Here is a 21,488-nt window from a genome sequence, read left to right as displayed (position 1 = left end):
TCATTGCGCCTACTGGGTTGGGGACTGGGTCTAGCGCTGGCTGGCGTGGTGGCACTTGCCATGGTTATCGGCGTGGCACTGGCAGTGGCGTACCCCAATTTGCCCGATATTTCAGAGCTATCTGACTACCGCCCCAAGCTGCCGCTGCGGGTATTCTCAGCCGAAGGCACTTTGCTGGCCGAGTTTGGTGAAGAGCGCCGCAGCCTCACCCCTATCAAAGACATTCCCCAGGTCATGAAAGATGCCGTGCTGGCGATTGAAGACGCGCGCTTCTACCAGCATGGTGGCGTGGATTACAAAGGTATGGTGCGAGCAGCCGTGGCCAATATGGGCCGTCTGAAAAGCCAGGGTGCCTCCACCATCACCATGCAGGTGGCGCGCAATGTGTATTTATCGGCTGAAAAAAGCTACACCCGCAAGATTTACGAGATTCTGCTGACCTTCAAGCTCGAACACGCGCTGACCAAGGACCAGATTCTGGAAATCTATATGAACCAGATCTACCTGGGCAACCACGCCTACGGTTTTGCTTCGGCAGCAGAAACCTACTTCGGCAAGCCCTTGAAGGACCTCAGCATTGCCGAAGCCGCCATGCTTGCAGGCCTGCCCAAAGCCCCCTCGGCTTACAACCCGATCTCCAACCCCACCCGGGCCAAGATCCGGCAGCAGCACATCATCACCCGCATGGAAGAAAACGGCTTCATCACCGAAGACCAAGCCAACGCTGCCCGCAAAGAAGAGCTGCACGTGCGCTCGGGCAATGGCAGCGACCGCATCCACGCCGAATACGTGACCGAGACCGTACGCCAGCTGATGTTTGCGCAGTACGGCGAAGAAACCTACACCCGCGGGCTGAATGTCTACACCACGCTCAAGGCCAACGACCAGGATGCCGCCTACAAAGCCCTGCGCCGGGGCCTGATGGACTTTGAGCGCCGCCAGATCTACCGCGGCCCAGAGAAGTTCGTCACCCTGCCCACCGACCCGGCTGACCTGGACGACGCGATCGACGAAGCCCTGGTAGACCACCCCGACAACGGTGACGTGATGTCGGCCATGGTGCTGGATGCCAACCCCAAGAAGATCAGCGCCGTGCGCCAAAACGGCGACGCAGTAGACATTACCGGCGACGGCCTGAAACCTGCGCAGTCGGGCCTGGCCGACAAAGCGCCGCCTAATATCAAGATCCGGCGCGGTGCCATCATCCGCGTGGTGAAGACACCCAAAGGCAGCTGGGAAATCACCCAACTGCCCGAGGTGGAGGGTGCATTTGTCGCCATCGACCCGCGCGATGGTTCCATCAAGGCCCTGGTAGGCGGCTTCGACTTCCAGAAGAACAAGTTCAACCATGTCACCCAGGCCTGGCGGCAACCGGGCTCTAGTTTCAAGCCATTTATTTATTCAGCCGCCCTGGAAATCGGTTTTACCCCCGCCACCATTGTCAATGACGCACCGCTGTTCTTTGACGCAGGTGTCACCGGCGGCCAGCCCTGGGAACCCAAAAACTACGACGGTAAGTTTGAAGGCCAGATGACTCTGCGCACCGCGCTAGCCAAATCCAAAAACATGGTCTCCATCCGCCTGTTGCAGGCCATAGGCCCCAAGAAAGAACAGGAATGGATCACCCACTTCGGTTTTGACCCCGAAAAACATCCCGCCTACCTCACCATGGCGCTGGGCGCGGGCTCGGTAACACCCATGCAGATGGCCTCCGCCTATTCGGTGTTTGCCAATGGCGGCTACCGCGTCAACCCCTGGCTGATCGCCAAGGTCACCGACCAACGCGGCAAAGTGCTGGTGGAAACCAAAGCCCACGTGCTGGACGAAGCGGTGCGCACCATCAGCCCGCGCAATGCCTTCATGATGACCAATTTGCTGGGCGAAGTGACCCTGCGCGGCACGGCGGCAGCGGCCCAGCGCATCCTCAAGCGGCCCGACGTGTACGGCAAGACCGGCACCACCAACGACTCGATTGATGCCTGGTTTGCGGGGTATCAACCCACGCTCACGGCCATCACCTGGATCGGCTACGACACCCCGCGCAACCTGGGTGCACGCGAAACCGGTGGCGGCCTGGCCCTGCCGGTGTGGATCAATTTCATGGAAACCGCCTTGAACGGCGTGCCCGTGGTGGTGCCGGTAGTGCCCGAAGGGGTCACCAACGCCGGTGGCGACTGGTTCTACACCGAGTACGGCCGCAGCACCGGCGTGACCAGCCTGGGCTTGGACGACGCTCCAGCGGCTCCAGGCAATGGCGCTGCGACACCGCCACCTCCGGCCAACGAGGAACGCAACCGCATCATCGACCTGTTCAAAAATTAATCAACAACGGATCAGGGTTTGAACTCCAGCAGCAGCCCGGACTGGGCGCTGGCATCGCGGGTCAAACTGGCGAAAAACTCGCCCTGGCCCTTGGTGTCCATCCACTGGGTGCTATCAAACTTGTAGTGGTAGCCGCCCGACTTGGCGGCCAGCCAGACTTCTTGCAGCGGCTTTTGCAGGTTGATGATGATTTGGGTGCGGTTGGGGAAGGTCAGGGTCACCATGCCGCCGGTTCGCTGGTTGTCGATATCGGCATCGGTGCTGTCGTTGATACGGTCGCAACTGGCCTCCACGGCTTGCAGCAAAATTTCCGCGCGGTCCATGAATTCAGGGTCGGTCATACAATTTCGCCATGTTGAAGTTAAGCCAAATTCTAGTCAGCCGCCCCGTCCTTGCCGCCACCATGGTCGCAAGCCTTGCCATTTTGGGAGGCTGCGGCCAAAAAGGCGTGCTCTACCACCCCACGGAACCGGCCGGTGCGCACCGCGCCACGCTTCCCGAAACCCTCACACCGGAGGTGCTGAAACCCACGCCTCCGGCCTCCGCGCCCTGAGCTTTTTAAATTGCAGGCATGGACGACCCGAACCCTGCAAAACCCCGGCCATTCGCAGCAAGCACCATGCATTTGCTATGGATAAGCGCGTGCCACCGCACTACCATTGCCCAAACTTTTTTACCCCATAGTCCATGACCTCTCCCCTGCCCGGCCACCCCCACATCGCCTACCAAGACAATGCCCTGTGCATCGAAGGCCAGCCGCTCGCAGCCTTGGCGCAGACCCACGGCACGCCGCTGTTCGTGTACTCCAAAGCCTCCATGCTGGAGGCCCTGGCCGCTTACCAGCGGGGCTTTACGGGCCGCAAAGCGCAAATTTGCTACGCCATGAAGGCCAACTCGTCCCTGGGCGTGCTGCAGGTGTTCGCCCAGGCCGGTTGCGGCTTTGACATCGTCTCCAGTGGCGAACTGGCGCGGGTGCTGGCGGCGGGTGCGGTGGCCGCCAAGGTGATCTTTTCCGGCGTGGGCAAGACCCGCGCTGAAATGCGCCACGCGCTGGGCGTAGGCATCGGTTGCTTCAACGTAGAAAGCACCGCCGAGCTGGAGGTGCTGAACGAAGTGGCCCTGTCCATGGGCCTGCGCGCACCCATCAGCATCCGCGTGAACCCGAACGTCGACCCCAAGACCCACCCCTATATTTCCACCGGGCTCAAGGGCAACAAGTTCGGCATTGCCCACGAAGAAACCCTGGCCACCTACCAGCGCGCCGCCAGCCTGCCCGGTCTGCGCGTGGTCGGCATCGACTGCCACATCGGCTCGCAGATCACCGAGGAAACCCCCTACCTGGACGCGATGGACCGCGTGCTCGACCTGGTGGATGCGATCGAAGCCACCGGCATCACCCTGCACCACATCGACTTTGGCGGCGGCCTGGGCATCAACTACCAGGACGACACCCCGCCCGCGGCCGACGTGCTGTGGCACAAGCTGCTGGCCAAGCTGGATGCACGCGGCTACGGCCAGCGCCAGTTGATGGTCGAACCGGGCCGCTCGCTGGTCGGCAACGCCGGCGTGTGCGTCACCGAGGTGCTGTACCTCAAGCCCGGCGAGCAAAAGAACTTCTGCATCATCGACGCGGCCATGAACGACCTGCCCCGCCCCGCGATGTACCAGGCCTTCCACCACATTGCGGCGCTCAGCCCCCGCGCAGAGGCCACCACGCTGATGGATGTGGTGGGCCCGGTGTGCGAAAGCGGCGACTGGATTGGCCGCGACCGCGACCTGGCGGTGCAGCCAGGCGACCTGCTGGCGGTATTGTCTGCGGGTGCCTACTGCATGAGCATGGCCAGCAACTACAACAGCCGAGGCCGCCCTGCCGAAGTGCTGGTCGATGGCGCGGCCGCCCACCTTATCCGCATGCGCGAATCAATTGCCGACCAGATCCGGTTTGAAAAGCTGGTGACCTAAACCCTGATTTTCACAGCCCCATGGCCCTCACCCTCGACCTGCACTACAAAAGCTTTCCATCCGTCGCCCCGGTACTTGCCACTGACCTGGCAGGGCTTGGCTGGAACCTGCTGTCCAACGACCTGGCGTTTCCCCTGGCCGTTCTGAACCGGTCCGCATTGGCGCACAACATCGCCTGGATGCAGGCCTACACCGAACGCAAGGGCGTGGTGCTGGCTCCGCACGGCAAGACCACCATGTCGCCAGAGCTGTTTGCCCAGCAACTTGCCGCCGGGGCCTGGGGCTTGAGCTTTGCCACGGTGTACCAGGCCCGCGTAGGGGTGGCGGCCGGAGCGCACCGCGTCATCATTTGCAACCAGGTGGTCTGCGATGCCGACTTTGATGCACTGGCGGCACTGCTGGCCCAGCAGCCCGGCCTCAAGGTCTGGTTTCTGGTGGATTCGCTGGCACAACTGGCTTTGATTGAAGACTGGGCACACCAGCGCCAGGCCACCGTGCCGTTCGATGTGCTGCTGGAAATGGGCATTTATGGCCAGCGCACCGGCTGCCGCACCGCCGATCAGGCGATGGCCCTGGCCCGGGCGCTGGCCGCGTCCCCGGCGGTACGCCTGGGCGGCATTGAATGCTACGAGGGCGGCGTAGCCCGCTGCGACAGCGCCCACGATGCCCAGGAGGTGACAGCCCTGCTGCGCCGTGTCACCGAGGTGGTGCGGGCGGTGGATGCCGAAGGTCTGTGGCAAGGCGAGGAGCTGCTGGTCACCGCCGGGGGCTCTGCCGTGTTTGACCTGGTGCTGCCGCTGCTGCGCACCCAGGGTTTGTCGCGCCCGTTCACCGGCGTGCTGCGCTCGGGCTGCTACATCACCCACGACCACGGCAACTACGCCCGGTATTTGAAGCAGCTGGAGCAGCGCGAAGGGCTAAGCAGCTCTTTGCGCGCCGCCTTGTCGGTATGGACGCTGGTGCAGTCGGTGCCCGAGCCCGGCCTGGCCCTGCTTACCTGTGGCCGCCGCGATATTTCATATGACCTGGAAATGCCTCTACCGCAGATGTACGCTGCACGATGCGCTACGCAAACCATAGCAACCCCAGGGGATTGGAAAATCAGCGCACTGAACGACCAGCACGCCTACCTGCGCTTTGACCCCGATGGGGTGGTGCCCCAGGTAGGCGACCGCGTGGTGCTGGGCATTTCCCACCCCTGCACCACCTTCGACAAATGGCGCTGGATGGCGGTGGTGGAAGACGATGGCCGCGTCACTGGGGCCATCCACACCGAGTTTTAATTTTTATAGCGCCACACGCTTGCTGGATGTGCGCTGGAGGCTCTTTTTCTTTAAATACTGGGCCACACGCCAGCCCAGCAACACGGCGACGATGGCGGCGTACACGAACACCTCGGCAAAGTTGTTTTTGCCTGCCCGCATCCAAAAAAAGTGCAACAAGCCCAGCCCGGCGATGCCGTAGACCAGCTTGTGCAGCGTCTGCCAGCGCTTGGCACCCATGGCCTTGATAGCGCGGTTGAACGAGGTGGCCGCCAGCGGTGTCAGCAGCACAAAGGCCGAGAACCCCACCAGAATGAACGGCCGCTTGGCGATGTCCTTGGCGATATCGGGCACGTCAAAGCCCATGTCGAACCAGCTGTAGCTCAACAAATGCACCACTACATAGAAGTACACGTACAGCCCCAGCATGCGCCGAAAGCGCGCCAGGCCCGGCGTGTTGGTGATGGTGCGCAGGGGCGTGACGGTCAGCACGATGCAGATGAAGCGCAGCGTCCAGTCGCCGGTGGCGCGGATCAGGAACTCGGCCGGGTTGGCACCCAAGCCGTCGGTAAACGCCCGATAGGTGAGCGACAGAAAAGGCAACAGGCACAACAGAAAAACCACCGGCTTGGCGGCGGGGTGGAGGAGCAACTTTTTCATGGCTTCTTTCCAGTTGGGGACAGAGCTTCGCTTCGCTACGGTCTGTCCCGCAAGGGTTTTAGAAATTTTTCTGCAGGTCCAGCCCGGCGTACAACTGGCCGACCTGGGCCTCGTAGCCGTTGAACATCAGGGTTTTGCGCTTCTTGGCGAACAGGCCGTCTTCGCCGATGCGACGCTCGGTCGCCTGGCTCCAGCGTGGGTGGTCCACATTCGGGTTGACGTTGGAATAAAAACCGTACTCGTTGGCGGCAGCCTTGTTCCAGGCGGTGGCGGGCTGCTTGTCGGTGAAGCGGATTTTGACGATGCTCTTGCCGCTTTTGAAGCCATACTTCCACGGCAACACCATGCGCACCGGCGCACCGCTCTGGTTGGCCAGCACTTCGCCGTACATGCCAAAGGTCAGCAGCGCCAGCGGGTGCATGGCTTCGTCCATGCGCAGGCCTTCTACATAGGGCCACTGCAACACGCGGGAGCCCACAAAGGGCATGGTCTTGGGATCGGCCAAAGTGACGAATTCGACAAACTTGGCACCGCTGGTGGGTTCCACGGCCTTGATCAACGCGCTGAGCGAATAACCCACCCACGGAATCACCATGGACCAGCCCTCTACGCAGCGCAGACGGTAGATGCGCTCTTCCATGGGCGAGAGCTTGAGCAGGTCTTCCAGCGTGTACTTGGCTGGCTTTTTGACCATGCCCTCGATCTCCACCGTCCAGGGCGTGGTTTTCAGGGTGTGGGCGTTTTGCCCCGGATCGGCTTTGTCGGTACCGAATTCGTATAAATTGTTGTAGCTGGTGGCATCTTTGTAGGGGGTGATTTTTTCCATCACCACCGCCCCTGCCACGGCCGACTTGGCCCCCACCAACGGGGCCAGCTTGCCGCCTCCAGGGGCTGACTGCGCCATGGCCTCACGCCCGGCCCAGGTGGCCAGCGCCGCCCCGGCGACTCCCGAGGCCATCAGCTTGACCATGTCGCGCCGCCCGGCGTAGACGCGCTGGGGCGTGATTTCGCTGGATGCGGGGTGGAGAAATCCGTCGGAGTGGGTCTTGATCAACATGGGGTAAATCCTTGTGGTTTAGCTATCAGTCGTGCGAGAAGCGAAAGTCTTACAAGGTTCCGTAACTATTCACCCCCACCTGCCCAGAGACACCGTAGAACCGGCTCTGCCGGGCCATGGGCATCACCCGCTACAAGGTACCGTAGCTGTGCAGGCCGCTCAGGAACATGTTGACGCCGAGGAAGGCAAAACTGGTCACGCCCAGGCCCGCCAGCGCCCACCAGGCGGCCACGGTACCACGCAGGCCCTTCATCAGCCGCATGTGCAGCCAGGCGGCATAGTTCAGCCAGACGATCAGCGCCCAGGTCTCCTTCGGGTCCCAGCTCCAGTAGCCACCCCAAGCCTCTGCCGCCCACAAAGCCCCCAGCACGGTAGCGATGGTGAAAAAGGCAAAACCCACGGCGATGGATTTGTACATCACATCGTCCAGAATTTCCAGGGTGGGCAGGCGCGAGGCAATGCGCTTGCGGCCCCACAGAATGCCGCCCATGACGACCGTAGACACCAGCAAGTAGCCCGCCCAGTAGCTGCCACCCGCTTCCGACGTAGTTTTGCGGAACACCAGCGGGATAAAGCACAGCACGATGCCCAGCAGCCACAGCGGCGTGAGCTTGTGCCAGCGGGTTTCTGCCGCCTGCTGCTTGATCAAATAGGCAAAGGCCACCATGGCGGCTAGCGAAAACGTGCCGTAGCCGATGAAGTTGGCCGGCACATGCAGCTTCATCCACCAGCTTTTCAGCGCGGGCACCAGCGGCTGGATTTCATGCGCCTCGCGCACCACCGTGTACCAAAGCAAAAAGCCCACCGCTGCGCTAACCACCAGCATCACAAAAGCCCCCAGCGCCTTGGTTTTGTACTGCGCCTCGAAGTACAGGTAGAACGTAGCGGTGAGCCAGCAAAACAGCACAAAGACTTCGTACAGATTGCTGACCGGGATATGACCTACATCGGCACCGATCAGATAGCTTTCATACCAGCGCACCATCATGCCGACCAGCGCCATGGTCACTGCCACCCAGGCCATGCGCGAGCCAATCGACTCCATGCTGGCGCTGTTGTTGCCCGACGCGACCATGCCGAACCAGTAAAAAATGGTGGAAAGGAAGAACAGCACGCTCATCCACAAAATGGCCGACTGGCTGGACAAAAAGTACTTCAGCCAGAACACGGTTTCCGAGCGCGGCAGGCTGCCTTGCCCATCCACCTGGTAGGACCAGATGGCCAGCAGCGAGAGTGCCGCCACCGTCAACATCAGCACCCGCAGCGGCCGCCAGAACCAGCCGATCCAGATGGCGGCGGGCATGGCCCCCAACAAAATGCCTTTTTCGTACACGTCCATGTAGGCCATGTAGCGGCTGAACGCAAACAGGCCACCGGCCACCACCAGGGCGGCAAACAGCCAGTCGAAGGGACTGCGGCGGCCAAAGTAAGCCTCGTTGAGTTGGATGGTGGTGGGCGTAGCGGTATTAGTGGATACGGTGGTCATGTTCATATCAGTCTTTCGCCCCAATCAACTTGTCTTTGAGGTGGTCAAATTCGCGGTCGCCGTCCAGCGTCTTGCGGTTGGTGGACAGGGCCATGCTGGCTTCGGTGAGGCCTTCGCCCTGGCTGAGCCAGACCCAGACGCGGCGTTCGCGGATGTACAGCATCGCAAACACCCCCAGGATCAGGAACGCGCAGCCGAGATATACCACTTTCTTGCCCGGTGCGCGGGCCACCTGGAAGACGCTGGCCTGTACCTGGGTAAAGTTGGTCAACTCAAAGGCCATGGGCGCGGGGTAGAACTGCACGTCGCTCAGGGCCAGCACGGCCTGGGTCATGTAGCCCTGGGTTTTGTCCGAAGCCTCCAGGGGCGGCAGCCCGGCCTGGGTTTGGGTGGTTTGCAGCAGCTCAAACAGCACACCGTTCAAGATGCGCACCAGCACCGAACCGGCTTTTTCACGCTCGGCCTCGGGCACGTTGGATTCGATGAAGTCGGCAATCGCCTGCAGGCCACCTTTACCACCGGGTTCACCCCCGGCAAACAGGGTCAGGGCGCGGTTGGCCGACTGGCTGAGTTGCTGCGCCAGCTCGGGCCGCGACGGGTCTACCGCCTTGGCGGCGTAGCGCTGCACGGCCTGGGCGCGCAGTGCCGGGTTCAGCAACGCGGCGCGCAGGCGGGTAAAGCTGTCCATGCTGCCCTCGCCGTCCACCGGGATGCGCAGGTAACGGAACGCATCGGCCGGGTTCTCGCGCATGCCCAGCAGATACACCGGCACGCCGTCGCCGGTATCCACGGGCAGCATGTAGTTATGGAACTCGCGGGCCTGGCCTGCGGCATCGCGCAGCTTGTAGGTGATGCTGGGGCCGACGTTGCGCAGCACCTTCTGGGTTTGCGTCTTGTTGGCCGCGCCCAGGCGCGAGTCGATGGCGTGGCGCAAATCGACCTTGCGCACGTCTGCCCCCGAGGATGTGGGATCGGCCCCAAAGTTTTCCACGTTGATGACGCGCAGCGCGGTGTATTCCAGCGTGAGCTTGTCGCCACCGGCACCCTGGGTCAGCTGCGAAGTACCGCCGATGATGCCGTCGATCTCGAACGGCTTGGTGGCCGCCCCCATGGGCACGGCCCGCAGCGACACTTTGGAGCCGCCGTCGTCAAAGCTGGACTGGTAAATCTCCACACCCTTGTAGTTGGCCGGGTGGTTGACTTCTACGCGGGCCGGAATGGCGGCCCCGGTTTCCTTGTCGTGCAGCACGATTTCGCTGGCAAACAACTTGGGCATACCGGTGGAGTAGTACTCGACGATGAACTTCTTCAGCTCGATCGAAAACGGCAGGTCTTGCAGCACCACGCCTTCGGCCTGGTTCAAGATGGCTGTGCTGGACTGCGAACCTTCGGCCACCAGGATGTTGCCGCGGAAGGTCGGGTTGTTGGGGCCCAGCCGGTAGTCGGCGGGCACGTCGGCAATCAGGCCGCCACCTTTGTAGACCGACTTGCCGTTGAGCAGCATCTGCGCCTTGACGACCAGATCACCATCGAACAGGCCGCCCAGGCAGATCAGCACGATGGCGCTATGGGCGGCGATGTAACCCAGTTTGTTGGCGGCACCGGCCTTGGCAGCCACCATCCAGCCGTTGTCGCGTTGCTGCAGCTTGACCTTCCAGCCACCGCTGACCAAAGTTTGGCCGATGCGCCGGGCGGCCACCTCGGGCGATTCCGCTAGCGTGGCCTGGGCGTGGTGGGCGAAAGCTTTCAGGCTCTGGGCGCGGATGTTTTCTTTGTAGATTTTGAAGTCGGCCCAAATTTTGGGCGTGCTGCGCGCAATGCACAGCGAGGTGCTGAGCACCAAAAACGCCAGAATCAGCATGAACCACCAGGCGCTGTACACCGTGGTCAGGCTGGCCGCCGCAAACACCTGGGCCCAGAACGGCCCGAACTGGTTGACGTAGTTGACCAGCGGCTCCTGCTGCTTGAGCACTGTGCCGATGACCGAGGCGATACAGATGACGGTCAGCAGCGAGATCGAAAACCGCATCGACGAAAACAGCTCCACGGCAGCGCGCAGGACATGGGAGCGGGTTTTGACGCGAACGCCGTGGGTGCTAACAGACATGGGGGAGTCAATACTTCCAAAACGGGAATCAAAAAGGGCGGGCCATCCTGGATGGCCCGCCCTTTTTAGGGTGTGAACGGGGCGCTTGGTTCCCTAGGAACCGCTGCGCCGGGCCGCCATCAATGCAGGCCGGCGATGTAGTCGGCCACGGCCTTGATTTCGCGGTCGTTCAGCTTGGCGGCCACCATGGTCATTTGCGCGCTGTTCTTGCGGCCACCGTCACGGAAGGTGGTCAATTGCGTCGCCACGTACTCGGCATGCTGGCCACCCAGGCGCGGGTACTGGGCGGGAATGCCCGCACCGTTGGGGCTGTGGCAGCCTGCGCAGGCGGCGATCTGGCGGTCGGCAATGCCACCGCGGTAAATGCGCTCACCCAGGGCCACCAGCTCTTTGTCTTTGGCAAAGCCGGGCTTGATGGGCTTGGAGGTGACCCAGTAAGCGATGTTGCGCATGTCGTCATCGCTCATCGCGGTGGCGAAGCCCTTCATGATGGCGTTGTTGCGCTTGCCGGACTTGAATTCCTGCAACTGCTTGATGAGGTACTGGGGGTGCTGCTGAGACAACTTGGGGTTGGCGGCAATGCTTGAATTGCCGTCTGCAGCGTGGCAGGCGACGCACACCGCGGTAAAGCTGGCCTCGCCTTTGACCAGATCGGGCTTGGCGGCCATGGGTGCTGCGGGCTTTTCCTCGGCGGCAAAAGCCGACAAGAAAGGGCTTGCCAGCGCGGCGGCGGTCAACAAGGAGACAAGGAGCTTCATATTCGAGGGGGCCTATCGATTTGTCTTTTTGCGGGGCACTTCTATCGCGATTTGGGGCGCACAAGCCGATGATTCTACAATGCGGGTCCGGTTCTCTTTACGAAAACCCCTTGAACACGACGGGCGCAGAGACTGAACCCAGGGCCACCAGCCCTGTAGCCAGCACCGACACCCCCGTCCTCCGAAGATTCCATGATTCCTACCTCTCCCCCGGCAGCCAACGGCGCGCCCTTGCCCAAATTGCCGCCCGCCAAAAGCCAGGCCGTCATTGCCGCAGGCTGGATGCACACGGCCAAATTCCTGACCACCGCGCCGCAACTGCACCATCTGCCGCCGCTGACCGTACCGGAAATCGCCTTTGTGGGGCGCTCCAACGCGGGCAAATCCACCTGCATCAACACCTTGACGCAGCAAAAGCAGCTGGCCTATGCCTCCAAAAAGCCCGGCCGCACGCAGAACATCAACCTGTTTAGCCTGGGCAAACAAGGCATCACCGATGCGGTACTGGCCGACTTGCCCGGCTACGGCTACGCGGCGGTGCCCAAGGCCGACAAGATCCGCTGGCAGCGCGTGATGGCCAATTATTTGGTCACCCGCGAGAACCTGGTCGGCATCGTGATGATGTGCGACCCGCGCCACGGCCTGACCGAGCTGGACGAAATCCTGCTGGACATCGTGCGCCCGCGTGTGGCCGAAGGCCTGAAGTTTTTGATTTTGCTGACCAAGTCCGACAAGCTGAACCGCGAAGAGGCCACCAAGGCCTTGTCCATCGCGCGCCTGCAGGCCGGTGGCGGCGAGGTCAAGCTGTTCTCGGCGTTAAAGAAGCAGGGCATCGACGAAGCCAGCCAGCTGCTGTGGCAGTGGGCGCACCCCGAAGGCGCGGATGCGCCCGCGCCCAAGCCCGCAGCACCGGTGATCGACGAGCCAGAGAACCTGGACGAGCCCGAAAACCTGGATGAAAATTAATAGTCTTTTAGGGCTCTAGCGCATATTCCACCTGCGCTGGCAGCTCCCAAAAGCATAGTAAACCTCAGTACACCTCAGGCTGGCCCGGAGGACGAGTTTTAAAGCGTTTGTGCACCCAGAAGTATTGCGCGGGCATGGTGGCGATGTAGTCTTGCAGGCGGCGGTTCATCAGCGCGGTGTCGGCCTCGGCATCGTTGCTGGGGTAGTCGTCCCAGGCGGGCAACACCTCTACCTCGTAACCCCAAGATGTCATGCGGGTCAGCACCGGCACCACCTTGGCACGGCCCAGCCGAGCGAAGCGTGACAAGGAAGGCACGGTGGCGGCCGCCATGCCGTAAAACAGCACAAAAAACGCGTCCTTGGCCCCGAAGTCCATATCGGGCAGCAGGTACAGCGGCTGGCCCTGGCGCAGCGAGGCGACGATGTCTTTGACGCCCTGGCGGCGGTCAAACAGGCGGGCGTTGCCAAAGCGCTGGCGGCCCTGGGCGATCCACGCGTCCATCACCTGGTTGCTTTGGGGGGTAAAGATGGTGTTGAAGTCGCGCGGAATTTGCTGCGACAAGGCCGTCGCCCCTGCGTCCAGCCCCACAAAGTGCGGCACAAACAGCACGGTGGGGTCATCGCCGTTGAGCTGCGCCACGTCGCCCACGATCTTCAGCCGCTGCAAAGTGCGCTCGGGCGCACCGTGCCACAGCCAGCCCCGGTCCAGCCAAGCCTGGGTGAAATAGACAAATATTTGACGCACCAGCGCCCGCCGCTCCTGCGCTGACCGCTCTGGAAAGCATAGCTTGAGATTGGTGGTGGCGATGGCCCGCCGACCACCCAGCAAGCCATACAGCAACATGCCCAGGACCCAGCCCACGCCGCGCACCCAGGCCAGCGGCAGGCGCGCCAGCAGGCGCATAAACACAATCAATCCTTGGGACAGCATCAAAAATCCAAATTAGAAACAAAAACGGGAATCAAGGGCGGGATTCTGGGCGCGGCTGCTTGTAGCGCGCGTAGCTCCAGAGGTACATGCCGGGGCGTTGGCGGATCAGGTCTTCCATGGCCGCGTTCAGCGCTGTGGCCGCCACGGTATCGCCCTGGTCCAGCGGAATCTGCAGGGGGTGCACATGGATGACATAGCCGCGCCCCCAGGGCAAACGGTCGCCCAAGGCTACCAGCATCGGCGCGCCACTTTGCCGGGCCAAACGTAAAGCCAGGGTCATGGTGTAGGCCGGACGGCCAAAAAACGGGGCCCACACGCCCTGCCCTTCACCCGGCACCTGGTCCGGCAGCATGCCCACCACCCGGCCCTGCTTGAGCGACTTAAGGATCATGCGCACGCCGCCGGTGGTGGTGGGCGCGGCCTCCAGCCCGGGTGCGGAGCGGGCGGCCTTGAGCAAGTCGTCCAGCCAGGCGAACTTGGACGGCTTGTACAAAATGGTCATCGCGCCGTACTTTTCGCTGAAACGGGCAGCATGGGCCTGCGGCACCACCTCGAAGCTGCCCACGTGCGGAGTCATAAACACCACGCCCTTGCCCAGCGCCAGCGCGGCCTCCAGGTGCTCCACGCCCTGCCATGCAATTTTCGGCAGCTTCTGGGCGCGGGGGCGCAGCCACAGCCAGGGCAGCTCGGTGGCCAGCTTGCCCGCTTCGGCAATCGCACGGCGGGCCTGGCGCGGGGGAATGCCGGCCTGGGCCACGTTCTCATTGAAGCGTTTGCGGTAGGTGGGCGATGCCAGATAGGCCAGCCAGCCCAGCAGCGCACCCAGCAGGTGCAGCACCGCCAGCGGCAGGTGGGCGGACCATCGGAACAACAGGGACATAGTTTGTGGCGGTAAAATGACAAAGTCGCTGAGTTAACTGAACTACTTGCAGGGCGACGTTAAACACATCTGCTAAAGCGTTCGCCAAAGCTCCCCAGGCTGGCAACGCGCCATCACCAACACAGGAGTTTACAAAATGGCGAACGACTTTCTCTTTACCTCTGAATCCGTCTCCGAAGGCCACCCCGACAAGGTAGCCGACCAGATCTCGGACGCGATTCTGGACGCCATCTTCAAGCAAGATCCCTTAAGCCGCGTGGCCGCCGAAACGCTGACCAACACCGGCCTGGTCGTGCTGGCCGGTGAAATCACCACCAACGCGCACGTGGACTACATTCAGGTGGCGCGCGACACCATCAAGCGCATCGGCTACGACAACACCGAGTACGGCATCGACCACAAGGGCTGCGCAGTCATGGTCTGCTATGACAAGCAGAGCAACGACATCGCCCAGGGCGTGGATCATGCGTCAGACGACCACCTGAACACCGGCGCGGGCGACCAGGGCCTGATGTTTGGCTACGCCTGCAATGAGACGCCCGAGCTGATGCCCGCGCCCATCTACTACGCCCACCGTTTGGTGGAGCGCCAGGCGCAGTTGCGCAAGGATGGCCGCCTGCCTTTCTTGCGCCCCGATGCCAAGAGCCAGGTGACAATGCGCTACGTGGACGGCAAGCCGCACAGCATCGACACCGTGGTCTTGTCCACCCAGCACCACCCCGACCAGTCGGAAACCGCGCACAAGATGAAGGATTCCTTCATCGAAGCCGTGATCGAAGAAATCATCAAACCCGTGCTGCCCAAGGAATGGCTGCAAGACACCAAGTACTTGATCAACCCCACGGGCCGCTTCGTCATCGGCGGCCCGCAAGGCGACTGCGGTTTGACTGGCCGCAAGATCATTGTGGACACCTACGGCGGCGCCTGCCCGCACGGTGGCGGTGCGTTCAGCGGCAAAGACCCCACAAAAGTGGACCGCTCGGCCGCCTACGCCGCCCGCTACGTGGCTAAGAACATCGTGGCCGCCGGTTTGGCGCGCCAGTGCCAGATCCAGGTGGCCTACGCCATCGGCGTAGCGCATCCGATGAACGTGACCATCTACACCGAAGGCACGGGCGTGATCCCCGACGAGCAAATCGCCGAACTGGTCACGGCCCACTTCGACCTGCGTCCCAAGGGCATCATCCAGATGCTGGACCTGCTGCGCCCGATCTACGAAAAAACCGCCGCCTACGGCCACTTTGGCCGCGAAGAGCCCGAGTTCACCTGGGAACGCACCGACAAGGCGCAGATCCTGCGCGCAGCGGCAGGCCTGAAGTAAGCGCGCCATGCAGTTCGCGGGGATACTGGTGGACCCACTACCCCGCTGCTTGATATGAATCCAAACGCCGCCCAGTTGTGGCCCGCTCCACGCTGGGCATTGGCCATTTTGTTGGCCCTGCTCGGCATGCTCGGGCCGTTTTCCATCGACACCTTCATCCCGGCGTTTTCGGGCATTGCGGCGTCAACGAACGCCACCCCGGCCGAGATGCAGCAAACGCTGTCGGCCTACCTGTTTGGCTTTGCGTTCATGAACCTGTTCCACGGGGCGCTATCGGACAGTTTTGGCCGCCGCCCGGTGGTGTTGACGGGTTTGGCCATTTTTACCCTGGCCAGCGCGGGCTGCGCCCTGTCGCAAAGCATTGGGCAACTGGTGTTTTTTAGGGCGCTGCAGGGCTTGTCGACCGGCGCGGGCATTGTGGTGTCGCGGGCGGTGGTGCGCGACATGTTTGCCCCCGCCGATGCGCAAAAGGTGATGAGCCAGATCACCATCTACTTTGGCGTGGCCCCGGCGATTGCGCCCATCATTGGCGGCTGGCTGTTTGTGCACATCAGCTGGCACAGCATTTTCTGGTTCTTGACCGGTGTGGGCGTGCTGCTGTGGACGGCCAACTTCCGGTTTTTGCCCGAAACCCTGCACGTGGACCAGCGCCAGCCGCTGAACGCCCGCCATTTGCTGCGTGGCTACTGGCAGCTGTGCTCGAACCCGCGTTTTGTGCTGCTGGCGCTGGCCAGCGGCGTACCCTTCAACGGCATGTTTTTGTACGTGCTGTCGGCCCCCGAGTTTTTGGGCCACCTGCTGGGGCTGGGGCCGACGCAGTTTTTCTGGTTCTTTCTGCTGACCATCAGCGGCATCATGTCCGGGGCCTGGCTGAGTGGCCGCATGGCGGGCAAGGTGCCGGCCAAGACGCAAATCCGCCACGGCTTCGTGATCATGGTGGTGGTGTCGCTGGTGAACGTGCTGGCCAATTTGCTGTTCCCAGCGCACGTCAGCTGGGCGCTGTTTCCGGTGGCCCTGTTCGCCTTTGGCTGGGCCATGATGGTGCCCGCCGTGACCCTGCTGGTGCTGGACCTGGTGCCCGAGCGGCGTGGCATGGCCTCCAGCCTGCAGGCCTGCCTGGGCTCCACCGCTAACGGGCTGGTGGCCGGGGTGCTGGCCCCCCTGGTGATGCATTCGACCATCGCGCTGGCGCTGGCATCCGCAGTTTTGCTCGGCGTGGGCTTGCTGGCCTGGATGGGACTGCACCGCCGCTGGCCAGAGATTGGTCGCGTAGTTTAGGCTGAGTGCCAAAACCTCATACCCAAAAGCAAGAAGCACTACCAAATAAATAGCTGCCAGCGCAGGTTAAATCTGCACCAGTGACCCAAATGATGCGCATAGAGATACCACTTAGATATCACTAATACGCACATATCATTTAACTTGCCGCACTGAACCCGGTCGGATTGGCACTCTGCCAGCGCCAGGCATCGGCACACATGGCATCCAGCCCGCGCTCGGCGCGCCAGCCCAGCAATTCCAATGCGGCAGTGGGTTCGGCGTAGCAGGCGGCAATGTCGCCGGGCCGCCGGGGGGCCACCTGGTAGGGCACGGGCTTGCCGCTGGCTTTTTCAAACGCGCGCACCATGTCGAGCACGCTGTAGCCGATGCCGGTGCCCAGGTTCACGGTCAAAAAGTCGGGCACGGTCTGCAGACGCTCCAGCGCCTTGAGGTGGCCCACCGCCAGATCCACCACGTGGATGTAGTCGCGCACGCCGGTGCCGTCGGCGGTGTCGTAGTCGTCGCCCCACACGTTCAAGAATGCGCGCTGCCCCACGGCCACCTGGGCCACAAAGGGCAGCAGGTTGTTGGGCGTGCCGCGCGGGTCTTCGCCAATCAGCCCGCTTGCGTGTGCGCCCACCGGATTGAAATAGCGCAAGATGCCGATGCGCCATGACGCGTCGCTGCGGTGCAGGTCGCGCAGCAAGTCCTCCACCATCAGCTTGCTGCGGCCGTAGGGGTTGGTAGCCGACAGCGGGTGGTCTTCGGTCAGCGGCAGGCGCTGTGGGTCGCCATACACCGTGGCCGACGAGCTGAACACCAACGTCTTCACACCGCACGCGCCCATGGCTTCGAGCAGGCGCAGCGTGCCCACCACGTTGTTGTCGTAATAGCGCAGCGGCTGCGCCACCGACTCGCCCACCGCCTTCAGCCCCGCGCAGTGGATCACCGCAGTGGCTCCGCTGGATTGCAGCGCCGCCGTCAGCGCCGCGACATCGCGGATGTCACCCTCGATCAGCCGGGGCTTTTTGCCCGTAATGCGCTCCACCCGCGCCAGCGACTCGGGCTGGCTGTTGCAAAAGTTGTCGAACACCGTCACGTCCAGCCCCGCATTGAGCAGTTCAACGCAGGTGTGGGAGCCAATGTAGCCAGCGCCACCGGTCACGAAAATCATGGAATGCCCTTTTCATGCCCCGCGGAGGAGGCCAAAACAAAAACGCCTCAGAACCCAAATGGGTGCTGAGGCGCATGCATTAAATGGTAGGGCGTGAGTGACTTGAACACTCGACCAAAGGATTATGAGTCCTCTGCTCTAACCAACTGAGCTAACGCCCCACACAACCCAGCATTCTACTGTGGGCCGAAGCGCTATTTCTGGTGGCTCAGGGCGTTGCTGACCAGCTTGGAGGTGATGTCCACGATTTGGATCATGCGGTCGTAGGCCATGCGGGTGGGGCCGATGACGCCCAGCGTGCCGACGACCTGGCCGTCCACCTCGTAGGGCGCGCTGACGATGGACAGCTCTTCGAACGGCACCACCTGGCTTTCGCCGCCGATATAGATGCGTACGCCTTCGGCCTGGCTGGAGATGTCCAAGAGCCGCATGATTTGGGTTTTTTGCTCGAACAGGTCAAACGCGCGGCGCAGATGGCCCATGTCACCCGAGAAGTCGCTCACGGCCAGCAGGTTGCGCTCGCCAGAGATCACCACCTCGTCCTGTTCGCGGGTCAGGGCTTCGGAGCTGGCGTTGACGGCGGCTTGCATCAGGCTGGCGATTTCGCCGCGCAGAGTTTCGACCTCGTTCTTCAGGCGTTCGCGCACCTGCTCGATGGATAGGCCGGCGTAGTGGCCGTTGAGGTAATTGGCGGCTTCGACCAGTTGCGAGGAGGTGTAGTCCACCTCGGTGAAGATGACGCGGTTTTGCACATCGCCTTCGGGCGAGACGATGATGACCAAGAAGCGCTTGTCCGACAGGCGCAAAAATTCAATGTGGCGAAACACCGAGGTGCGCCGGGGGGCCATCACCACGCCGACAAACTGCGACAGGCTGGACAGCAGATTGGCCGCGTTGACGATGACCTTCTGCGGCTGCTCGGCCACCAGCTTGGGCGGTGCCAGCGGGCCAGACTGCACGGTGAGCATGGTGTCCACAAACAGTCGGTAGCCGCGCGCCGTAGGGATACGCCCGGCGGAGGTGTGCGGACTGACGATCAAGCCAAGTTCTTCCAGGTCGGACATCACATTGCGGATGGTGGCAGGCGACAGGTCCAGGCCTGAGGCTTTGGAGAGCGTGCGCGAGCCTATGGGTTGGCCATCGGCGATATAGCGCTCGACCAGCGCTTTCATTAACAACTTGGCACGTTCATCGAGCATGGCCTCATTTTAAGGGCGTTAAGACGCCTAGCCGCATCCTCCGGTTGCAGCATAAGTCGTGTTGTAATTTGTGCATGAAATCACAATTCCGCCACGTTGCGCTCTTCGGCAAATACGCCGCGCCGGGCACCCACGTTGCGAACGCCTCTTCGTGCCATGTACTGGAGGAAATTGCGCAGTTTTTGACCGGCCAGGGCTGTGAGGTGGTGGTCGAAACCGATACGGTGGCCAACACCGGGCTGACGGGCTACCCGGTGCTGGACGTGGATGCCATTGGCCGCCAGTGCGATCTGGGGCTGGTGGTGGGGGGCGATGGCACCATGCTGGGCATTGGCCGCCAGTTGGCCCGTTTTGGGGTGCCGCTGATCGGCATCAACCAGGGGCGGCTGGGCTTCATCACCGACATCCCGATCAACGCCTACCAGGCCACCCTGCTGCCGATGTTGAACGGCACCTATGAGGAAGACCACCGCAGCCTGATGCACGCCCAGGTGATGCGCAACGGGGACTGCGTGTTCGACACACTGGCCATGAACGACGTAGTGGTGAACCGCGGTGCCACCTCGGGCATGGTGGAGCTGCGGGTCGAGGTGGACGGCCACCTGGTCTCCAACCAGCGCGCCGACGGCCTGATCATCGCTACGCCCACCGGCTCCACCGCCTATTCGCTGTCGGCCGGGGGACCGCTGATGCACCCGTCCATCCCCGGCTGGGTGATGGTGCCGATTGCCCCACATACATTGACAAATAGGCCGATCGTGCTCGCCGATGCTGCGGAGGTAGCTATTGAACTTATAGCTGGTCGCGATGCCAGCGCCAATTTCGACATGCAGTCGCTGGCCTCGCTGCAGCACGGCGACCGCATCATCGTGCGCCGCTCCGAACACCGCGTGCGCTTCTTGCACCCCCAAGGCTGGAGCTACTTTGACACCCTGCGTAAAAAACTCCACTGGAACGAAGGCACCTAAATGATGGCGTGGAATCTATGGCGCTGAAACGCATCACCCTGCGCGACTTCGTGATCGTGCGCGAGTTGGACCTGGAACTGGACGGCGGTTTCAGCGTGCTCACCGGCGAAACCGGCGCGGGCAAATCCATCTTGATCGACGCGCTGCAACTGGCGCTGGGCAGCCGCGCCGATGCGGGCACGGTGCGCGAAGGTGCGGCCCGGGCCGACATCAGCGCCGAATTCGACAGCCTGCCCGCCATCAGCGCTTGGCTGGACACGGCCGGGTTTGACCAGGCCGACAGCCTGCTGCTGCGCCGCACCGTGGACGCGCAGGGCAAAAGCCGCTCCTGGATCAACGGCAGCCCGGCCACCGCCACCCAGTTGCGTGAAATTGGCGACCAACTGCTGGACATCCACGGCCAGCACGCCTGGCAAAGCCTGACCCGGCCCGACACCGTGCGCAGCCTGCTGGATGCCTACGCGGGCAGTAGCACCCGCGCACTAGAGGCGCTCTGGACCCAGTGGCGCAGCGCCCAAAAGGCCCTGGCCGATGCCCAGGCCGCACGCGACTCGCTGCAGCAAGAACAAGAACGGCTGGCCTGGCAGATTGGCGAGGTGGGCAAGCTCAACCCCGGTGCCGACGAATGGAGCGAGCTGAACGCCGAACACACCCGCCTGTCACACACCCAAGCCCTGCTGGAGGCCGTGCAAACCGCCATCGACGCGCTGGAAGGCGAAGATTCGGGGGAAGATTCAGGTGCACTGGCCGGTTTGTCCCGCGCCCACACTGCGCTACACAATCAAGAGCACATAGCACCTGAATACGCTGCGCTGGCCGAGGTTTTGGCATCTAGCCTGGCGCAGGCCGAAGATGCCGCCCATTCGCTGCACGCCACCTTGCGCAAAACCGAGCAGGACCCCCAGCGCCTGGATGCGCTGGACGACCGCCTGTCGCAATGGGTGTCGCTGGCCCGGCGCTACAAACGCACGCCCGCCGAGTTGCCCGGCCTGTTGGCCAGTTGGAAAACCGAGCTGGACCGGCTGGACGCCGCCGCCGACAGCCAAGCCTTGGAGGCCGCCGAGCGCAAAGCCCAGACCGCCTACCGCGCCGAGGCCACTGCGATCAGCAAAGCCCGCACCCTGGCGGCCCCCCGGCTTGCCAAAGCCATCACCCTGGCGATGCAGGGCCTGGGC

At 62.6% G+C, this 21,488-nt stretch carries 19 protein-coding genes and 1 tRNA gene; 9 read left to right on the top strand and 11 right to left on the bottom strand.

All coding sequences use genetic code 11. From position 1 onward, the window contains the following. The first annotated feature begins 3 nt into the window (after positions 1–3). Positions 4–2,322: a penicillin-binding protein 1A gene (locus ABI213_RS05445; protein WP_348026343.1), complete on the top strand. Its 2,319-nt coding sequence runs from the start codon at positions 4–6 to the stop codon at positions 2,320–2,322. An 11-nt stretch (positions 2,323–2,333) separates the two neighbouring features. Here the strand turns inward: ABI213_RS05445 and cyaY are convergent, their stop codons facing one another. Further along, a complete protein-coding gene (cyaY, locus tag ABI213_RS05440; RefSeq protein WP_348007449.1) occupies positions 2,334–2,663 on the bottom strand; it encodes an iron donor protein CyaY in 330 nt (109 codons plus the stop codon). Positions 2,664–2,725: 62 nt separating this feature from the next. Between cyaY and ABI213_RS05435 the strand changes: the two genes are divergently transcribed. The 3 genes from ABI213_RS05435 to ABI213_RS05425 all read left to right on the top strand — a co-directional run bounded on the left by ABI213_RS05435 (position 2,726) and on the right by ABI213_RS05425 (position 5,567). Next, positions 2,726–2,875: a lipoprotein gene (locus tag ABI213_RS05435; protein WP_348007448.1), complete on the top strand. Its 150-nt coding sequence runs from the start codon at positions 2,726–2,728 to the stop codon at positions 2,873–2,875. 134 nt (positions 2,876–3,009) lie between these two features. Then, on the top strand, positions 3,010–4,284 hold the full coding sequence (lysA, locus tag ABI213_RS05430; protein WP_348026341.1) for a diaminopimelate decarboxylase: 1,275 nt from the start codon (positions 3,010–3,012) through the stop codon (positions 4,282–4,284). A gap of 20 nt (positions 4,285–4,304) precedes the next feature. Continuing rightward, positions 4,305–5,567 (top strand): amino acid deaminase, encoded by a 1,263-nt coding sequence (locus tag ABI213_RS05425; RefSeq protein WP_348026339.1) that lies wholly within the window; start codon positions 4,305–4,307, stop codon positions 5,565–5,567. A 3-nt stretch (positions 5,568–5,570) separates the two neighbouring features. Here ABI213_RS05425 and ABI213_RS05420 read toward each other — a convergent pair whose 3' ends face one another. The 5 genes from ABI213_RS05420 to ABI213_RS05400 all read right to left on the bottom strand — a co-directional run bounded on the left by ABI213_RS05420 (position 5,571) and on the right by ABI213_RS05400 (position 11,614). Next, a complete protein-coding gene (locus ABI213_RS05420; protein ID WP_348006567.1) occupies positions 5,571–6,206 on the bottom strand; it encodes a protein-methionine-sulfoxide reductase heme-binding subunit MsrQ in 636 nt (211 codons plus the stop codon). 58 nt (positions 6,207–6,264) lie between these two features. Beyond that, a complete protein-coding gene (msrP, locus tag ABI213_RS05415) occupies positions 6,265–7,263 on the bottom strand; it encodes a protein-methionine-sulfoxide reductase catalytic subunit MsrP (RefSeq protein WP_348026337.1) in 999 nt (332 codons plus the stop codon). A gap of 130 nt (positions 7,264–7,393) precedes the next feature. Continuing rightward, positions 7,394–8,755, bottom strand: a complete 1,362-nt coding sequence (gene ccsB, locus ABI213_RS05410; RefSeq protein ID WP_348006565.1) for a c-type cytochrome biogenesis protein CcsB — start codon at positions 8,753–8,755, stop codon at positions 7,394–7,396. Position 8,756: 1 nt separating this feature from the next. Continuing rightward, positions 8,757–10,856, bottom strand: a complete 2,100-nt coding sequence (locus tag ABI213_RS05405) for a cytochrome c biogenesis protein ResB (RefSeq protein ID WP_348006564.1) — start codon at positions 10,854–10,856, stop codon at positions 8,757–8,759. Between the two features lie 119 nt (positions 10,857–10,975). Continuing rightward, positions 10,976–11,614: a c-type cytochrome gene (locus ABI213_RS05400; protein ID WP_348026335.1), complete on the bottom strand. Its 639-nt coding sequence runs from the start codon at positions 11,612–11,614 to the stop codon at positions 10,976–10,978. Between the two features lie 282 nt (positions 11,615–11,896). On the opposite strand from ABI213_RS05400, the gene yihA reads away from it, so the two are divergent. Continuing rightward, a complete protein-coding gene (yihA, locus tag ABI213_RS05395; RefSeq protein ID WP_348006569.1) occupies positions 11,897–12,580 on the top strand; it encodes a ribosome biogenesis GTP-binding protein YihA/YsxC in 684 nt (227 codons plus the stop codon). A gap of 64 nt (positions 12,581–12,644) precedes the next feature. On the opposite strand, the gene ABI213_RS05390 is transcribed toward yihA, so the two are convergent. Continuing rightward, positions 12,645–13,511: a lipid A biosynthesis acyltransferase gene (locus ABI213_RS05390; protein WP_348006562.1), complete on the bottom strand. Its 867-nt coding sequence runs from the start codon at positions 13,509–13,511 to the stop codon at positions 12,645–12,647. Positions 13,512–13,542: 31 nt separating this feature from the next. Then, a complete protein-coding gene (locus tag ABI213_RS05385; protein ID WP_348006561.1) occupies positions 13,543–14,391 on the bottom strand; it encodes a lysophospholipid acyltransferase family protein in 849 nt (282 codons plus the stop codon). Between the two features lie 136 nt (positions 14,392–14,527). On the opposite strand from ABI213_RS05385, the gene metK reads away from it, so the two are divergent. Together metK and ABI213_RS05375 are read left to right on the top strand one after the other, a co-directional pair. Beyond that, on the top strand, positions 14,528–15,712 hold the full coding sequence (gene metK / locus ABI213_RS05380) for a methionine adenosyltransferase (RefSeq protein WP_348006560.1): 1,185 nt from the start codon (positions 14,528–14,530) through the stop codon (positions 15,710–15,712). A 54-nt stretch (positions 15,713–15,766) separates the two neighbouring features. Further along, positions 15,767–16,990 (top strand): multidrug effflux MFS transporter, encoded by a 1,224-nt coding sequence (locus ABI213_RS05375; RefSeq protein ID WP_348006559.1) that lies wholly within the window; start codon positions 15,767–15,769, stop codon positions 16,988–16,990. A gap of 139 nt (positions 16,991–17,129) precedes the next feature. On the opposite strand, the gene galE is transcribed toward ABI213_RS05375, so the two are convergent. The 3 genes from galE to hrcA form a co-directional block, all read right to left on the bottom strand. Next, the gene (galE, locus tag ABI213_RS05370; RefSeq protein ID WP_348006558.1) at positions 17,130–18,146 is read right to left on the bottom strand and encodes a UDP-glucose 4-epimerase GalE; all 1,017 of its coding nucleotides are present in this window, start codon (positions 18,144–18,146) and stop codon (positions 17,130–17,132) included. A gap of 84 nt (positions 18,147–18,230) precedes the next feature. After that, positions 18,231–18,307 (bottom strand) — tRNA-Ile (locus tag ABI213_RS05365). A gap of 33 nt (positions 18,308–18,340) precedes the next feature. Further along, positions 18,341–19,345: a heat-inducible transcriptional repressor HrcA gene (hrcA, locus tag ABI213_RS05360; RefSeq protein WP_348006762.1), complete on the bottom strand. Its 1,005-nt coding sequence runs from the start codon at positions 19,343–19,345 to the stop codon at positions 18,341–18,343. A 74-nt stretch (positions 19,346–19,419) separates the two neighbouring features. Between hrcA and ABI213_RS05355 the strand changes: the two genes are divergently transcribed. Both ABI213_RS05355 and ABI213_RS05350 read left to right on the top strand, forming a co-directional pair. Further along, positions 19,420–20,313, top strand: a complete 894-nt coding sequence (locus ABI213_RS05355; protein ID WP_348006761.1) for an NAD kinase — start codon at positions 19,420–19,422, stop codon at positions 20,311–20,313. Between the two features lie 17 nt (positions 20,314–20,330). After that, positions 20,331–21,488: AAA family ATPase (locus tag ABI213_RS05350; protein ID WP_348026333.1), on the top strand; the 1,158-nt coding region annotated here is incomplete at its 3' end.

It is taken from the genome of Rhodoferax sp. (assembly GCF_039922535.1).
Lineage (GTDB): Bacteria > Pseudomonadota > Gammaproteobacteria > Burkholderiales > Burkholderiaceae_C > Rhodoferax_B.
Note: the sequence above shows the minus strand (reverse complement) of the source record. Positions and strands in the feature narration are given on the sequence as shown.

Bases quoted from the DNA above. Each gene is read 5' to 3' on its own strand.
- cyaY (WP_348007449.1), bottom strand. From the start codon at position 2,663: ATGACCGACCCTGAATTCATGGACCGCGCGGAAATTTTGCTGCAAGCC.
- ABI213_RS05435 (WP_348007448.1), top strand. From the start codon at position 2,726: ATGGTCGCAAGCCTTGCCATTTTGGGAGGCTGCGGCCAAAAAGGCGTG.
- lysA (WP_348026341.1), top strand. From the start codon at position 3,010: ATGACCTCTCCCCTGCCCGGCCACCCCCACATCGCCTACCAAGACAAT.
- ABI213_RS05425 (WP_348026339.1), top strand. From the start codon at position 4,305: ATGGCCCTCACCCTCGACCTGCACTACAAAAGCTTTCCATCCGTCGCC.
- ABI213_RS05420 (WP_348006567.1), bottom strand. From the start codon at position 6,206: ATGAAAAAGTTGCTCCTCCACCCCGCCGCCAAGCCGGTGGTTTTTCTG.
- msrP (WP_348026337.1), bottom strand. From the start codon at position 7,263: ATGTTGATCAAGACCCACTCCGACGGATTTCTCCACCCCGCATCCAGC.
- ccsB (WP_348006565.1), bottom strand. From the start codon at position 8,755: ATGAACATGACCACCGTATCCACTAATACCGCTACGCCCACCACCATC.
- ABI213_RS05405 (WP_348006564.1), bottom strand. From the start codon at position 10,856: ATGTCTGTTAGCACCCACGGCGTTCGCGTCAAAACCCGCTCCCATGTC.
- ABI213_RS05400 (WP_348026335.1), bottom strand. From the start codon at position 11,614: ATGAAGCTCCTTGTCTCCTTGTTGACCGCCGCCGCGCTGGCAAGCCCT.
- yihA (WP_348006569.1), top strand. From the start codon at position 11,897: ATGCACACGGCCAAATTCCTGACCACCGCGCCGCAACTGCACCATCTG.
- ABI213_RS05390 (WP_348006562.1), bottom strand. From the start codon at position 13,511: ATGCTGTCCCAAGGATTGATTGTGTTTATGCGCCTGCTGGCGCGCCTG.
- ABI213_RS05385 (WP_348006561.1), bottom strand. From the start codon at position 14,391: ATGTCCCTGTTGTTCCGATGGTCCGCCCACCTGCCGCTGGCGGTGCTG.
- metK (WP_348006560.1), top strand. From the start codon at position 14,528: ATGGCGAACGACTTTCTCTTTACCTCTGAATCCGTCTCCGAAGGCCAC.
- ABI213_RS05375 (WP_348006559.1), top strand. From the start codon at position 15,767: ATGAATCCAAACGCCGCCCAGTTGTGGCCCGCTCCACGCTGGGCATTG.
- galE (WP_348006558.1), bottom strand. From the start codon at position 18,146: ATGATTTTCGTGACCGGTGGCGCTGGCTACATTGGCTCCCACACCTGC.
- hrcA (WP_348006762.1), bottom strand. From the start codon at position 19,345: ATGCTCGATGAACGTGCCAAGTTGTTAATGAAAGCGCTGGTCGAGCGC.
- ABI213_RS05355 (WP_348006761.1), top strand. From the start codon at position 19,420: ATGAAATCACAATTCCGCCACGTTGCGCTCTTCGGCAAATACGCCGCG.